This is a genomic window from Sphingobium sp. (genome assembly GCA_023266575.1).
Taxonomy (GTDB): Bacteria; Pseudomonadota; Alphaproteobacteria; order Sphingomonadales; family Sphingomonadaceae; genus Sphingobium.
Genome location: JAHFPV010000005.1, coordinates 92,010 through 107,379, shown reverse-complemented (window position 1 = coordinate 107,379; position 15,370 = coordinate 92,010). Strand labels below are relative to the sequence as shown.

At 65.4% G+C, this 15,370-nt stretch carries 10 protein-coding genes; 8 read left to right on the top strand and 2 right to left on the bottom strand.

Annotated features, from left to right (window positions below):
• Positions 1–55: 55 nt before the first annotated feature.
• Both Q0D44_RS07465 and Q0D44_RS07460 read right to left on the bottom strand, forming a co-directional pair.
• A complete protein-coding gene (locus tag Q0D44_RS07465; RefSeq protein ID WP_294134727.1) occupies positions 56–1,510 on the bottom strand; it encodes an AMP nucleosidase in 1,455 nt (484 codons plus the stop codon).
• A 73-nt stretch (positions 1,511–1,583) separates the two neighbouring features.
• Entirely contained in the window at positions 1,584–2,066 is a 483-nt protein-coding gene (locus Q0D44_RS07460) for a peroxiredoxin (protein WP_294134724.1), read from the bottom strand.
• 120 nt (positions 2,067–2,186) lie between these two features.
• Between Q0D44_RS07460 and Q0D44_RS07455 the strand changes: the two genes are divergently transcribed.
• From Q0D44_RS07455 to addA, 8 genes are all read left to right on the top strand, one after another.
• Positions 2,187–2,747 (top strand): YqgE/AlgH family protein, encoded by a 561-nt coding sequence (locus Q0D44_RS07455; RefSeq protein WP_294135006.1) that lies wholly within the window; start codon positions 2,187–2,189, stop codon positions 2,745–2,747.
• Between the two features lie 154 nt (positions 2,748–2,901).
• The gene (ahcY, locus tag Q0D44_RS07450; RefSeq protein ID WP_294134722.1) at positions 2,902–4,320 is read left to right on the top strand and encodes an adenosylhomocysteinase; all 1,419 of its coding nucleotides are present in this window, start codon (positions 2,902–2,904) and stop codon (positions 4,318–4,320) included.
• A 168-nt stretch (positions 4,321–4,488) separates the two neighbouring features.
• Positions 4,489–6,834 (top strand): PAS domain-containing sensor histidine kinase, encoded by a 2,346-nt coding sequence (locus tag Q0D44_RS07445; protein WP_294134719.1) that lies wholly within the window; start codon positions 4,489–4,491, stop codon positions 6,832–6,834.
• Positions 6,827–7,285, top strand: coding sequence for a tRNA (adenosine(37)-N6)-threonylcarbamoyltransferase complex ATPase subunit type 1 TsaE (gene tsaE, locus Q0D44_RS07440; RefSeq protein ID WP_294134717.1), 459 nt, complete (start codon positions 6,827–6,829; stop codon positions 7,283–7,285). Before Q0D44_RS07445 ends, tsaE begins: the two co-directional genes overlap by 8 nt.
• Positions 7,282–8,268 carry a phosphotransferase gene (locus Q0D44_RS07435; protein ID WP_294134714.1) on the top strand — a complete coding sequence of 329 codons (987 nt, stop codon included), beginning with the start codon at positions 7,282–7,284 and terminating at the stop codon, positions 8,266–8,268. Before tsaE ends, Q0D44_RS07435 begins: the two co-directional genes overlap by 4 nt.
• On the top strand, positions 8,265–8,975 hold the full coding sequence (locus Q0D44_RS07430; RefSeq protein WP_294134711.1) for a nucleotidyltransferase family protein: 711 nt from the start codon (positions 8,265–8,267) through the stop codon (positions 8,973–8,975). Before Q0D44_RS07435 ends, Q0D44_RS07430 begins: the two co-directional genes overlap by 4 nt.
• Positions 8,968–11,937: a double-strand break repair protein AddB gene (gene addB / locus Q0D44_RS07425; protein WP_294134706.1), complete on the top strand. Its 2,970-nt coding sequence runs from the start codon at positions 8,968–8,970 to the stop codon at positions 11,935–11,937. The genes Q0D44_RS07430 and addB overlap by 8 nt, the downstream gene beginning before the upstream one ends.
• Positions 11,918–15,349, top strand: coding sequence for a double-strand break repair helicase AddA (gene addA / locus Q0D44_RS07420; protein ID WP_294134704.1), 3,432 nt, complete (start codon positions 11,918–11,920; stop codon positions 15,347–15,349). Before addB ends, addA begins: the two co-directional genes overlap by 20 nt.
• The last annotated feature ends 21 nt before the right edge of the window (positions 15,350–15,370 follow it).

The window sequence follows — 15,370 nt, the reverse complement described above, 5'->3', positions numbered from 1 at the left end:
TTTTCTTGTCGGGATTTCCGAGCCGTGAAATGATCCATTTCACTCGAAATCCCTCTTATCGGAATGGCGGTTCGTTGAACGCGCGCAGCTTGCGGCTGTGCAACTTCGCGCCCCCTTCACGGAGCAACTCGCAGGTCATGAGGCCGACGCGCAAATGGCTGGCAATCGCTTCTTCATAGAAGCGATTGGCCTGGCCGGGCAGCTTGAGTTCGCCGTGGATCGGTTTGTCGGATACGCACAGCAGCGTGCCGTAGGGGACGCGAAACCGATAGCCTTGCGCCGCGATGGTCGCCGATTCCATGTCGATGCCGACTGCTCGCGACAGGCTGAAGCGCAGGGCCGAGCTGGAATAGCGCAATTCCCAGTTGCGATCGTCGGTGGTGACCACGGTGCCGGTGCGTAGGCGGCGCTTGAAATCCTCCGGGTCGCGACCGCCCAATACCGCTTCTGCCGCCTGCGCCATCGCCACCTGCACTTCGGCGATGGCCGGGACCGGGATTTCGGGCGGGAGCATGGCGTCCAGCACCTTGTCATCGCGCAGATAGGCGTGCGCCAGCACATAGTCGCCGATCCGCTGGCTGGGCCGCAGCCCGCCGCAATGGCCGATCATCAGCCAGGCTTCGGGCCGCAACACGGCTAGATGATCGCAGATCGTCTTGGCATTGGATGGGCCGACGCCGATATTGACCAGCGTGATGCCGCTGCCGTCGGGCGCGATCAGATGATAGGCCGGCATCTGATGCTTGCGCCAGGCGCTGTCGGCGATCATCTGCGCCGGATCGGCCGTTTCCGGGGTCACATAGACGCCGCCTGCGCCCGACAGCGCGGTGAAGCGGCTACCCTCCCGCTGTAATTCCGCGCAGGCCCAGGCGACAAATTCATCCACATAGCGATGATAGTTGGTGAACAGGATGTAGCTTTGCACATGATCGGCAGGCGTGCCGGTGTAATGTTTGAGGCGCGCCAGCGAAAAGTCCGTGCGCAATCCATCGAACAGCGCCAGCGGCCGATCGCCATCAGCATCGGGCATGAAGAGGCCATCGGCAATCTCGTCGCCAATCTCGGCCAGTTCGGTCGTGGGGAAGTAGCGCGCCAGTTCGGTCGGCGGGGTGCCGTCGAGCGCGCCCATGTCAAGCCCGTCCAGCACATAAGGGAAGGGGATTTGCTGGTGGCTCAGCCCGGTTTCAATCTCCACCCCATAGTCGCGGACGAGCAAGTCGATCTGTTCGGCGAGATAATCGGCGAACATCGCGGGACGGGTAACCGTGGTGACGTATCTACCGGGTTTGGACAGGCGGGCGAAGGAGCGGCCCGGCGGCGGTGCGTCGCTGTCCCCATGATAGGTGATGCGCAATTCAGGATAGCAGAAACGCTGGTCGTGCCTTGCCTGGGGCGGGGGTATGCTGCCGTCGCGGCCATAGGCGCGCATGGCGTCGCGCAATGTGTCGATGGATGTCTGGTAGAGGCGGTCCAGTTGCGCGACCGTGGCGCTGCCGATGCTTTGTGTCATCGCCCCCTGTTACCGCAGTTGCATGACGGAGGAAAGTCGGCGCGCGATCAAAAACGCGCGCCGACGCCCGAAATCAGAGCTGGCCCAGCATATGGTCGGCCGACGACAGCTTGAAGTCGCCGGGTGCCTCAACATTGAGTTCGGCGACGACACCGTCCTTGACGATCATCGAGAAGCGCTGGCCGCGCTGGCCCAGGCCGAATTTGCTGCCATCCATGGTCAGGCCCACCGCTTTTGCGAAATCGCCATTGCCATCGGCCAGCATCGTCACCTTGCCATCGGCGCCGGCAGACTTGCCCCATGCACCCATGACGAAGGCGTCGTTGACGGCGGTACAGGCGATTTCATCGACGCCCTTGTCCTTGAGCGCGTCGGCCTTTTCGATGAAGCCGGGCAGATGCTTGGCCGAACAGGTTGGCGTGTAGGCACCCGGAACGGAAAAAAGCGCGACCGTACGGCCCGCGAAATAGTCATCCGACGCCACGGACTCCGGGCCATCCTCGGTCATTTTCGTGAAGGTCGTGCTGGGAAGGCGGTCGCCTTTGGTAATGGTCATGCATCGTCTCCTGAAACTCACGAAGGCGCAGGTCGTTGCTGGCGGGCGCACTGTCAAGAGCCGGGATAGAATATGCCGCCTGATCCTTGGCATCATCCTGTCTTTGTCTATATTCCGATGATGGACCAGACGACTTTCTTTGGCGGGCATTTTCTGCTGGCGCTTCCCGGCATGGCTGATCTGCGCTTCGACCATAGCGTGATCGCGCTGTGCGTCCATGACTCCGACGGCGCGATGGGCATTGCGGTCGGGGAGGAGATGGAGGGGGTGAGCCTGCATGGCCTGCTCGACAGTTTCGAAATCGACGGCAGCGCGATTCCCGACAGGCCAGTGCTGCGCGGCGGTCCGGTCGAGCCGCGGCGCGGTTTCGTTCTCCATTCGCTCGACTGGTCGGGTCAGGATATGGTGCAGGTCGGCGGGCAATGGGGATTGTCCGGCTCGCTCGATATATTGAAGGCGATTGCACAGGGGCGGGGGCCAAGCCGCTATCTCGTCGCGCTGGGCTATGCCGGATGGGGGCCGGGACAGCTGGAACGCGAGATGACGAGCGACAGCTGGTTCCTGGCACCTGGCAATGCGGATCTGCTGTTCGACGTCCCGACGCATCGTAAATGGGCCGCATCCTATGCGGCGGCCGGCGTTGATGCGTCACATCTGGTCCGAGGCGCCGGGTCGGCCTGACGCGGCTTTCGATGGCCATTAGCGTTAGCACATAAAGAAATCTTTATATTGAGTTGCCACGGGCGGCGGCGGTTGGTAAAGCGCTTGCCATCGCCGCCGCCCGGACTTTTTTCCAGCGGTACAGGCATCATTTCAAGTTTACGGAGACACGACCGTGGCCACCGCTTCCGCCACCCTGGCGCAGGATTATGTGATCGCCGATATCGCCCTGGCCGATTTCGGCCGCAAGGAAATGGATATCGCCGAAACCGAAATGCCGGGCCTGATGGCCCTGCGCGCGGAATTCGGCCCGTCGCAGCCGCTGAAAGGCGCGCGCATCACCGGCTCGCTGCATATGACGATCCAGACCGCCGTGCTGATCGAAACGCTGACTGCGCTGGGCGCGCAGGTTCGCTGGGCGACCTGCAACATCTATTCAACGCAGGACCATGCCGCCGCCGCGATCGCCGCGTCGGGCGTTCCCGTGTTCGCCATCAAGGGCGAAACGCTGCAGGAATATTGGGACTATGTCGAACGCATCTTCGACTGGCACAATGATCCGTCGGGCGTGTGCAACATGATCCTGGACGATGGCGGCGACGCTACCATGTTTGCCCTGTGGGGCGCACGGGTCGAGGCCGGTGAAGAGCTGTTCACGCCGTCAAACGAAGAAGAGGAAATCTTCTGCGCGGTGCTGAAGCGCGTTCTTGCCGAACGTCCCGGCTTCCTGACTAAGACGGTCGCCGCCATCAAGGGCGTGTCGGAAGAGACGACCACCGGCGTCCATCGCCTGTATGAGCTGGCCAAGAAGGGCAAGCTGCCTTTCCCCGCGATCAACGTGAATGACAGCGTCACCAAGTCAAAGTTCGACAATCTTTATGGTTGCAAGGAAAGCCTCGTCGACGCGATCCGTCGCGGCACCGACGTGATGCTGGCCGGCAAGGTCGCGTGCGTCGCGGGTTTCGGCGACGTCGGCAAGGGGTCTGCCGCGTCGCTCCGCAATGGCGGCGCGCGCGTGCTGGTCACCGAAGTCGATCCGATCTGCGCGTTGCAGGCGGCGATGGAAGGCTATGAAGTCGTGACGATGGAAGAGGCCGCCCCGCGCGCCGACATTTTCGTCACCGCGACCGGCAATGAAGGCGTGCTGACCGTCGATCATATGCGCGCGATGAAGAATATGGCGATCGTGTCCAATATCGGCCATTTCGACAGCGAGATCGAGATTGCCGGTCTCCAGAATTTCAAATGGACCGAGATCAAGCCGCAGGTGGACGAAGTTGAGTTTCCCGACGGCAAGAAGATCATCGTCCTGTCGAAGGGGCGTCTGGTCAACCTGGGCAATGCCACCGGCCACCCCAGCTTCGTCATGTCGGCCAGCTTCACCAACCAGACGCTGGCGCAGATCGAGCTATGGACCAAGAGCGAGCAGTATAAGAACGAGGTCTATGTCCTGCCCAAGCATCTGGACGAGAAGGTCGCCGAACTGCATCTGGAAAAGCTGGGCGTGAAGCTCACCAAGCTGAGCCAGAAACAGGCCGACTATATCGGCGTGCCGGTCGAAGGGCCGTTCAAGCCCGACCATTACCGCTACTGATCAGGCAAAAAGGGGGAGGGCGATGCCTTCCCCCTTTTTTCATTGCCCTTCGTTAGTAGGGGCAATTCTTTGCATCGCCTTCTTCCCGCTGCGCCCGACTTGCGTTAGTCCGGGTGCGATTATGGATAGCGACAGGCAGGTTCGGCCGAAATGGGAGCAGAGGGCGCAATGACGCTGACCCCCATGGCCGCCATCATATTGGGTGTCGTGCTGGCCCTATGGCTGGGGGGCGCCGTGTGGGCGCTCGCCACCGGCCAGCGGATGCGGCGCGAGGGGATGCAGGCGCAGGGCAAGCTTGATCGGCTTGCGATGCTGCTGGCTTCCGCGCCTGCCGCGCCCGTCGTTATCCATCCCGATGGCAGGCTGGAGGCGGCCGATCGCCTCGCCAAATGGCTGGGCAAGCCCCGCGTTCCGACCTTTGCTTCTGAACTGATTGCCGCTGACGGCGGGCTGGAACCTGACGATGCCGCCGCGCTGGCGCGCGAGATCGCGTCGGCACAGAAAGCAGGCAAGAGCTTTGCCCTGCCGGTGCGGGGCGTCGGGTCGTCGCGGCTGTTGCTCGTGCGCGGCGCACCTGCCTCGCCCGGTCTGGCATCCAATGGCGGCGTCGTGCTGTGGATTTTCGACGCGACCGACAGCCAGTCCGAAATTCAGGCGCTCAAAGGCCAGGTGGAGCAGCTGCGCGATGCGCTGGAGGCTTTGGCCGGTCTGGTCGAAGCTGCGCCCTTCCCGATGTGGCACCGCACCCCCGACCTGCGCCTCAGCCTCGTCAACAGCGCCTATGTCCGCGCGGTGGACGGCGCCGATGCGCGCGAGGTGATTGGCAGCGGCGTGGAACTGGTCGAGGCGGTGAGCGGACTGACCCCGCAAGCCGCCGCCGCCGATGCGCTGGCGCGGGGCGAACCGGTCGAGCGCATGGTCCCGGCCACCATCGACGGCGAACGGCGCACCATGCGCGTGGTCGATGTGCCGCTGGGCGAGGCCGGAGTGGCTGGCTATGCGGTCGATCAACATGAGCTGGAACAGGCGCGGGTCGAGCATCGCCGTCTGGAGGCGGCGCAACGCGACTTGCTGGATCGGCTGTCGGCGGGCGTCGCGCGCTTTGGTCCCGACCGGGCGCTGCGTTTCTGGAACCAGCCCTTCATCAGCCTGTTCGGCCTGCATCAGGAGCAATTGGCCGACGCGCCCCTGTTCGAGCGGGTGCTGGACCAGATGCGGGATGCCCGCCGCCTGCCCGAACATCGCGACTTTCCCGCCTGGCGCGGGGAACGGCGCGACTGGTTCCTGTCGCCCGATCCGGTCGAGGAAAACTGGCTGTTGCAGGACGGCACCCATTTGCGCGTCTATGCCCAGCCGCTACCCGACGGCGGCCTGCTGCTGATCTTTGAGGATCGCACCGAGCAGGTGCAGCTGTCGAGTGCGCGCGACACGCTGCTGCGGGTGCGGACGGCGACATTCGACAATCTGTTCGAATCGATCGGGGTGTTTTCGTCCGATGGGCGCCTCCAGATGTGGAACAGCCGTTTCCGCACCGTCTGGGGCGCGGACGAGGACATGCTGGCGACCCATCCACGTATCGATGATCTGATGCGCGCGGTGCAGGAACGTCTGGCCAAGCCGCAACAGTCCAATCTGGTGCGCGAACTGGTCCGCGCCGCGACGGTCGAGCGCAAGCAGCGGATTGGCCATGTCGGTTTTGCCGACGGACGCATTTTTGAATTTGCCGCCATCCCGCTGCCCGATGGCAACGCGCTTTTCACCATGCTCGATGTGACTGACAGCCGCCGTGTCGAACAGGTGCTGCGCGACCGCAACGTGGCGCTGGAGCAGGCCGATGAGGTCAAGACCGCCTTCGTCACCAATATGAGCTATGAATTGCGCACGCCGCTGACGACGATCGCCGGGTTCGCCGAGATGATGAGCGCGGGCTATGCCGGGGAACTGAGCGCATCGGCCAAGGACTATGTCGATGGAATCCTGCAAAGCACGGGGCGGCTGTCGATGCTGATCGACAATGTGCTGGACCTGACGCAGGGCGAGGCCGGGACGTTGCCGATCGACCGCGCGCCGGTCGATCTGGCCGCCGTTGCGCGCGCCAGCGCCGATCGCGTCCGTGCCGATGCGAACGCGAAGGGGATTGATCTGGCGGTGACGATAGAGGCCAGCCTGGGTCAGGTGCAGGGGGACGCCCGCCGGATCGGGCAGGCGATCGACCATCTCCTCGAAAATGCAGTGCGTTACTGCGGCAAGAGCGCGCGGGTGCTGCTGCATGGCGATGGCGGGGCGGATCGTGCGCGGATCGTTATTTCCGACAATGGGCCGGGCATCTCCGTAAAACAGCAGAAATTGTTGTTCGATCCCACCGCCCGCGCCGGACAGGCGCGCACCGGGGGCAAGGCCGGGATCGGCCTGCCGCTGGCCCGGCAGCTGGCGCAGGCGCATGGCGGGACGCTGGAGCTGGTATCGCAGGCCGGGCAGGGGACGATGGTGGTGATCGAGCTGCCCCGTGGCTGACGCGGCGCTGCATCTTACGGATGAAGCGGCGATGCTGGATCTGGGCCATCGCATCGCCACCCATGTGCGAATCGGCGATGTCATTGGGCTGGAGGGCGGGCTTGGCGCGGGCAAGACAACGCTGGCGCGGGGCATATTGGAAGCATTGGGACTGGCGGGCGAAGCGCCCAGTCCGAGCTTCGCGATCGTCCAGCCCTATGACGTGCCTGAAGTCCGGCTGCCGGTCGCGCATGTCGATCTCTATCGGCTCGATACGCCGGAGGAGACGGAGGAACTGGCGCTGGGCGACTATCTGATGGAGAGCCTTCTGATCATCGAATGGCCCGACCGGCTGGGCGCGCGGCTATGGTCCCACGCCTTGCGTTTGACCATCACGATTGAGGCGGATGGCGCTCGGCGCTTGACAGCGGACGTGCCCGACGCTTGGACGGATCGATGGTCACAGATATGATCCCCCCCGCCGCCGCGCCGGCTTTCCTCGGCCAAGCCGGATGGGGCGATGCCGCCATCGTGCCGCTGGCCGGGGACGCTTCGTTCCGCCGCTATTTCCGCATCATCGACGGCGGACGCCGCGCGGTGCTGATGGATGCGCCGCCACCGCATGAAGATCCGCGCCCGTTCATCACGATTGCCGAACATCTGCTGGAAGATGGCTTTGCCGCGCCACGGATATTGGCACGCGATCTGGAACGGGGGCTGGTGCTGATCGAGGATTTTGGCGACCTGCGGGTCAAGGAGCATGTTGACGATCAGCCGGATGCGGAACTGGCGGTCTATGGCCGCGCTATCGATCTGCTGGCCGACCTCCACCGCCTGCCCGCCGCGCCGGTGCCGCCTTATGACCGGGCGGTCTATCAACGGGAAGTAGGACTGCTCACCGAGTGGTATTGCCCCGCCATCGGTCTTTCGGTCGATCAGGACGCCTATGTCGCGGCGTGGGACGCAGTGCTGCCGGTCGTCGAACAGTCCGCCAGTCCGACCGTCACCGTGCTGCGCGACTATCATGCGGAAAATATCATGCTGATCGACCGGGCGACGTCTCATGGCCTGGGCCTGCTCGATTTTCAGGACGCACTAGCCGGGCATCCGGCCTATGATCTGGTGTCGCTGTTGCAGGACGCGCGGCGTGACGTGCCGCCGCAGGTCGAGGCGGCGATGCTGGCGCGCTACAAGGCGATTGCTGCGCCGCCAGATGATTTCGACGCGGCCTATGCGGTGCTTGGGGCGCAGCGGAACGCCAAGATCATCGGCATCTTCACCCGCCTGTGGCAGCGCGACGGCAAGCCGCGTTACCTCAGCTTCCTGCCGCGCATGTGGGGATTGCTGGAGCGCGACCTGGCCCATCCCGCGCTGGCCCCGGTGGCGCAGTGGTTCACCGCCAACATACCGGCTGATCAGCGCCATGATGCGCTGGCGGAACATGCTCCAGCATGATCGAGACAGCGATGCTGATGGCGGCGGGCCTTGGGAAGCGGATGCGTCCGCTGACCGCCACCCGGCCCAAGCCGCTGGTCAAGGTGGCAGGTAAGCCGCTGATGGACCATGCGCTCGACCGGCTGGAAGCGGGCGGCATCCGCAAGGTGGTGGTCAATGTCCATTATCTCGCCGACACGGTCGAGGCGCATTTGCGCACGCGCAAGGGCGGCATGGAATTCGTCATTTCCGACGAGCGCGCCAAATTGCTGGAAACCGGCGGCGGCCTGATCCATGCCGCGCCATTGCTGGGCGACAAGCCCTTCTTTTGCGCCAATAGCGACAATTTGTGGATTGACGGACCGCAGGAAACGTTGGGCATGATGCAGCGCATCTGGGACCCGGACAGGATGGATGCGCTGCTGTTGCTGGTGCCGCTGGCGCGGGCGCATTGCCATAGCGGGCCGGGCGATTTCCATATGGACGCTGGCGGCCGCCTGACCCGGCGCAAGACCGCCCATGTTGCGCCCTTCGTTTTTACCGGGGTGGAGATATTGTCGCCCTCGCTGTTGCGCGATCCACCCGCTGACATGTTTTCCACCAACATCTTCTGGAACCGGGCGATCGAGGCGGGGCGGCTCTACGGCGTTTCGCATCAGGGGCTGTGGTTCGATGTCGGCACGCCCAAGGCCATCCCCGTCGTGGAATCCATGATCACCCATGGGTGATCGCGGGCGCCCCGCGCTATTTTCCATTCCGGCGCACCGCGCCTTTTCCGATGCGCTGGTCGCTGGCCTGTTGGCGCGCCATGGTGGCGATCCGATGGCGCTGGCGCAGGGCATGATCCTGTTGCCGAGCAACCGCGCGGTGCGGGCGGTTAGTGATGCGTTTGTGCGGGCGTCGGGGGGCGGGCTGTTGCTGCCCCGGCTGGTGGCGATCGGCGACCCGGACATTGGCGAGCAGGTCGGCAGCGCGCTCGATCCGCTGGGGGAAGGGGAGCCACTGCCGCCCGCGATTGCGCCAATGCGCCGCCAGATGATCCTGGCGCGGATGGTGCAGCAGGTGAAGGGCGATATTGACGCGGGCCAGGCGCTGCAACTGGGGCAGGCGCTGGGCGCAGTGCTGGACCAGATGCAGGTGGAGCGGGTGCCGGTGACGGCCTTGCGCGACCTGACCCTGTCCGATGAATTGTCGCGCCACTGGCAGACGTCGCTGCATCTGTTCGAGATCGTGATTGCCCGCTGGCCGGACGAACTGGCGCGGCTGGGCTGCATGGACCTGACCGAGCGGCGCAACCGGCTGTTCGACCGGCTGGCGGCGCGCTGGCGGGACCATCCGCCGACGGGTTTTGTTGTTGCGGCTGGTATTTCCACGACTGCGCCTGCGGTTGCCGGGCTGCTGCGGCGGATCGGTGAACTGCCCGGCGGCATGGTGGTGTTTGCCGGGCTGGACCAGCATATGGACGATGAGGCGTGGGAAGCGATTGGTCCGTTCGACGCCGATCCGGTCACCGGCCATGCCCCCGCCGGACATGAGAGCCATCCGCAATATGCGCTGAAACGCCTGCTCCACGCCATGAGCGCGACCCGCGACGATGTGGCGCAATGGCGCTGGGGCAGTGAGCATGATGCGCGGGCGGTGCGCGGGCGCAATATCTCGAACGCGATGCTGCCGCCCAAGCTTACCAGCCGGTGGCGCGACCTCAAGACGGCGGATCGGTCGCTGGCGGATGTCGCCGCGCTGGAGGTGGCGACACCGGGAGAGGAGGCGCAGGCCATCGCGATTGCGCTGCGCGAGGCGCTGGAAACGGAGAAACGCACCGCCGCGCTGGTGACGCCTGACCGGCAGCTTGCGACGCGGGTGTCGGCGCATCTGAAACGCTGGGGGATTGAAGCGGACGATTCGGCGGGCCTGCCGCTGTCGCGCCTGCCGCCTGGCACGTTGCTGATTGCGATGGCGCAGGCGGTAGCGGAGCGGTTCGCGCCGGTGCCGCTGCTGACATTGCTCAAGCATCCGCTGGTCATGCGCGGCGAGGGGCGGCTGCCCTGGCTGGACGGGGTGCGGGCGCTGGACTTGCTATTACGCGGGCCGCGGCCGCAGGCGGGGCTGGTGGGCATCGATATGCTGATGGCTGCGCGGGAGGATGACCGGCAGCGCACGGTCCGCGATCAGGTGCGAGACTGGTGGCCTGCCGCGCGTGCTCTGTTGGAACCGCTGGAGCAGGCCTTTGGCGTTGCGACCGATCTGGCGGGGCAACTGGCTGCGATCCGCGAGCAGTCGAGTGTGCTAACGGGTGATGCAGTCTGGGCCGGGCATCAGGGCCATGCCGCCGCCGATCTGTTCGCCGAAATGGAGGCAGCCGCCGATGAAGGCCCGCGTCAGGCGGATATTCGGGCATTGCCAGTGCTGCTCGACCATATGCTGGGCGGGGTGTCGGTTCGCCCGCCGCAGGGGGGGCATCCGCGCATCGCGATATTGGGCCTGATCGAGGCGCGGCTGGTGCAGGCGGACCTCATGATATTGGGTGGCCTTAACGAAGGCACCTGGCCAGGGCTGCCCGCGCCTGATCCGTGGCTGGCGCCGCGTATCCGGCGGGAACTGGGCTTGCCGGGGGTGGAAACGCGCATCGGCCTTGCCGCGCATGATTTCGCCAGTGCGCTGGGCGCGCCGCATGTGCTGATCACCCGTGCGCGGCGGGGCAGCGGTGGGCCTGCGGTCGCGTCGCGGCTTTGGTTGCGACTGAAGGCGATGGCCGGGCCGCAATGGAAGGTGGCGGATCGCTATGCCGCACAGGCGCGGGGGCTGGACACGCCTGCTACGCATAATCCCGTTGCTCGTCCCGTGCCTGCGCCACCGGTTTCGGCCCGCCCGACCGTCATTCCGGTCACCGATGTCGACCGGTTGAAGGCGGACCCTTACGCTTTCTACGCCCGGCGCGTGCTGCGGCTCGCGCGGCTCGATCCGGTCGATGCCGATGCCGGGCCAGCCTGGCGCGGGACGGCGGTGCATGACATCCTCCAGCATTGGGCGGAGGCGGGAACACATGACCCCGCCGATCTGGAAGCGCGCGCCCGCGCCATGTTTAACCGGCCCGAAGTCCATCCGCTGCTGCGCGCGCTGTGGCAACCGCGCCTGATCGAGGCAATCCGCTGGATCGCTGCCGAGGTCGTGCGCGACAAGGCGGACGGGCGCACCATCCTTGCGGTCGAAAAGGAAGGGCGGGCCGACATTGCCGAAGTCACGCTGATGGGGAAGGCCGACCGGATCGACCGGCTGCCCGACGGCACGCTGGGCATCATCGATTACAAGACCGGTAAGCCGCCCAGTGCGCGGCAGGTGAAGGCGGGCTTTGCGCTGCAACTCGGCCTGTTGGGGGTGATCGCCGAACTTGGCGGGTTTGACGGCGTCGGTGGCAAGAAGATCGCGGGCGGTTTTGAATATTGGTCGCTGGCAAAAAAGGGCGATCAGTTCGGCTATCGCGAAAGTCCGGTCGATCCCACTGGCAAGCGCGACAAGATGGTCACAACCGAGTTCACGGCAAAGGTTCATGAACAGTTCGAGGAACTGGCGCAGGCCTTCCTGCTCGGCAGCGCACCCTTCCGTGCCGAGATCAACCCTGAAGTCGCCAATTATGGCGATTATGACCAGTTGATGCGGCTGGAGGAATGGTATGGCCGCGACGATGGCTAAGGGGCTGCAACCCTTGCTGGGCAATCAGGCCCGCGCCGCGGCGCCCGACGCGCATGTCTGGCTGTCGGCGTCGGCGGGCACGGGCAAGACCCATGTGCTGACCGCGCGTGTGTTCCGCCTGCTGCTGCAAGGCGTGCGACCGGAAAATATATTGTGCCTGACCTTTACCAAGGCGGGTGCGGCGGAAATGGCCGATCGCATCCATGACAGGCTCGCCGCCTGGGTGCAGATGGATGACAAGGGGCTGTTTGCCGATCTGGAGGCGCTGGGCGAGGAGTCCGGGCCGGACGCGCGTGACTTTGCCCGTCGGCTGTTCGCCGAAGTGCTGGAATCGACCGGCGGTGGGCTGCGCATCCAGACGATCCATGGTTTTTGCCAGCAATTGCTGACCGCCTTCCCGCTGGAGGCGGACCTGACGCCCGGTTTCAGCCCGCTCGACCAGCGGGAGCAGACCAACCTGGCCCGACAGACGCTGGCCGACATGGTGGTGCGAGCGCATGAGACGGGCGACGAAGCGCTGTTTGCGGCGTTGCAGGCGATCAGCCTGCGGCTGGGCGAGGGCGGGGCGGAGAGCTATCTTCTGCGCTGCGCCGCCAGGGTAGAGGCGCTGGACGCCTTGCCCGATCCGATTACGCCTTGGATCATGGCGGAACTGGGATTGCCGGAGGGCGATATCGACCAGTGGTTGGCTGATCAGTGCGAGGATGCCAGCTTCGACATGCGAACGCTGGACCGGATCGTGCAGGCGAACGTGCAATGGGGCAAGGGTCGCGGGCTGGAACGGTGCGACCGGATCGCCGCATGGCGCGCACTCGATCCGGCCGGACGCGCTGCCACCCTGACCGACCTGCATCGCGCCTGGGCCAAGGCGGATGGCGACATCATGCTGACCAAGGGCTATGTCCCCTCGATCGACGGTTATGCAGAGATGGCGACGCGGCTGTATGACCGCACTGGCGAACTGATCGCGATGAAGCTGCGCGCCGATTATGCCGCGTTGCTAGGGCAGGCGCTTCATGCCGGGCGGGCTTATGCGCGGGCCTATGCGCAGGCCAAGCGGCTGGCGGGGGCGGTGGATTTCGACGATCTGATCGCCCGCGCCGCCGCGCTGCTGGAGCAGGACGGGATCGCCGAATGGATCCGCTACAAGCTGGACCAGCGGATCGACCATATATTGGTGGATGAGGCGCAGGACACCAATGCCGCGCAATGGCGGATCGTGCGGACGCTGGCGGAGGAGTTTTTTGCCACCGAATGGCAGCCGGGCGACAAGGTGCGGACCATCTTCACCGTGGGCGATTTCAAGCAGGCTATCTTCGGCTTCCAGGGGACCAGCCCCGCCAATTTCGCCGCCGCGCAAATATTGTTCCAGCGGGACGCGGACAATAGCGGGCATGATTTCCATGAGCTGTCGCTCGACCGTAGTTTCCGCTCCACCCCGGCAGTGCTGGACGTGGTGGACCGCACCATTGCGACTTTGACGGCTGAGAAGCTGGGGATGGTCGCGGGCGACGTCCGTCATATCAGCGCCAACCGGCATCCGGGCGAAGTGATGTTGTGGAAGCCGGTCGTGGCCAACCTGTCCGATGATGCCGAGGGTGAGGAGGATTGGGCCGCCGATCAGGAGCGGGTGTTGGCGCAGAAGATCGCGCAGCAGATCAAGCAGTGGATCGACGAAGGCGTGATGCTGGAAAGCCGGGGACGTCCGGTGCGCGCGGGGGACATCATGATCCTGGTCCGGCGGCGGAGCGAACTGGCGCGGCTGATCGTGGCGCGGCTGTATGAGGAGAAGGTGGCGGTAGCGGGGATCGACCGGCTGCGGCTGAATGCGCCGCTGGCGGTGCGCGATCTGCTGGCGGCGCTGCGCTTCGCGGTGCAACCCGACGATGAGTTGAACATGGCGTCGCTGCTCGTGTCGCCGCTGCTCGGCTGGACCCAGGACGAGTTGATGCACCGGCTGATCGGGCGCAAGACCGGGCTGTGGCGGCACCTCAACCAGACGCTGGACGATGCGACGTTGCGGCCCCTGCGCGATCTGTTGGCGGTGGCGGATTTCACCACCCCCTATCGCTATCTGGAGGCGATCCTGTCCGGGCCGATGGACGGTCGCCGCCGCCTGATCGAGCGATTGGGGGCCGAAGCGGTCGATCCGATCGAGGAATTGCTCAATGCCGCGCTGGCATTCGAGAGTGACGACCATCCCTCGCTCCAGCGCTTCATTGATTGGTTCGACCGGGGCGAAGTCGACATAGTGCGCGATGCGGCGGCGCAGGGCGACATGCTGCGCCTGCTGACGGTGCATGGGGCCAAGGGGTTGCAGGCGCCGATCGTCATATTGGCCGATGCCTGCCTTGATCCCGACGCGGGCAATCGCGCTGATTCGCTGTTGTGGAACGGCCTGCCGATCCTGGCCCCGCGCAAGCCGGAGCGGCAGGGGCCGATTGGCGAGGTGGCCGAACAGGCGGCTGCGGTCAAACGGGAGGAGCATTGGCGGCTGCTCTATGTCGCCCTCACCCGCGCAGAGGAGAAACTGATCGTCGCCGGATCGCTGGGACCACGAGCGAAGGGCGAAGTGAAGCCCGAAAGCTGGTTCGCCGCGGTCGAGGGCGCGATGGTGTCGCTGGGCGCGGAGTGGGAGGCTGATCCGATCTGGGGCGCGACGCGACGCTGGCGCGGTACCGAGGATTTGCCGTCCAGGAAGGCGGAGCCGGAGACGGCAGAAGAAGGCACGGCGGCGGACATGCCCGACTGGCTGCGTCAGCCCGCCCCGGTCGAGGCGCGCCCGCCGAGACCGCTGGCTCCTTCCGCACCGGTCGAGGATGATGTGCCTTACCCGCCGCCAACCCCGGCGATGCGTGCGGCTGCGGAGCGGGGGCGTTGGCTCCACGCCCTGTTTGAGCGACTGCCTGGCGTGGAGCCTGAGCGCCGTCGCGACGCTGCCGATCGCTGGCTGGTCCAGCAGGGGGCGGGGGATGCCGCCGTCAGGCAGGATGTTATCGCGCAGGCACTGCGCGTGATCGAAGCTCCCGATTTTGCCGATCTGTTCAGCCCCGATGCGCTGGCCGAAGCGCCGATTGCAGCGGTGGTGGGCGAAGCGGTGATTGCAGGGACGGTGGACCGGCTATGCGTCGGGCCGGATCGCATCCAGCTCGTCGATTTCAAGACGGGCCGGGTTGCGCCGCTGGGCGTGGACGATGTGCCGACGGCGCATGTCCGGCAGATGGCTGCCTATGCCGCCGCACTGGGAGTGATCTTCCCCGATCGGGTGATCGAGGCGGGGTTGCTCTACACCAGCGCGCCGCGCCTCATCATCCTTCCGCCCGCCCTGTTGGCGGCGCACAAGCCGGGCTTTGCGCCCACGCAGGAGAATTTGCCGCTCTCACCGGTTGAGCGCGATGCGACGACACCCTAGATAGCGCCTCAAGACAAGGAG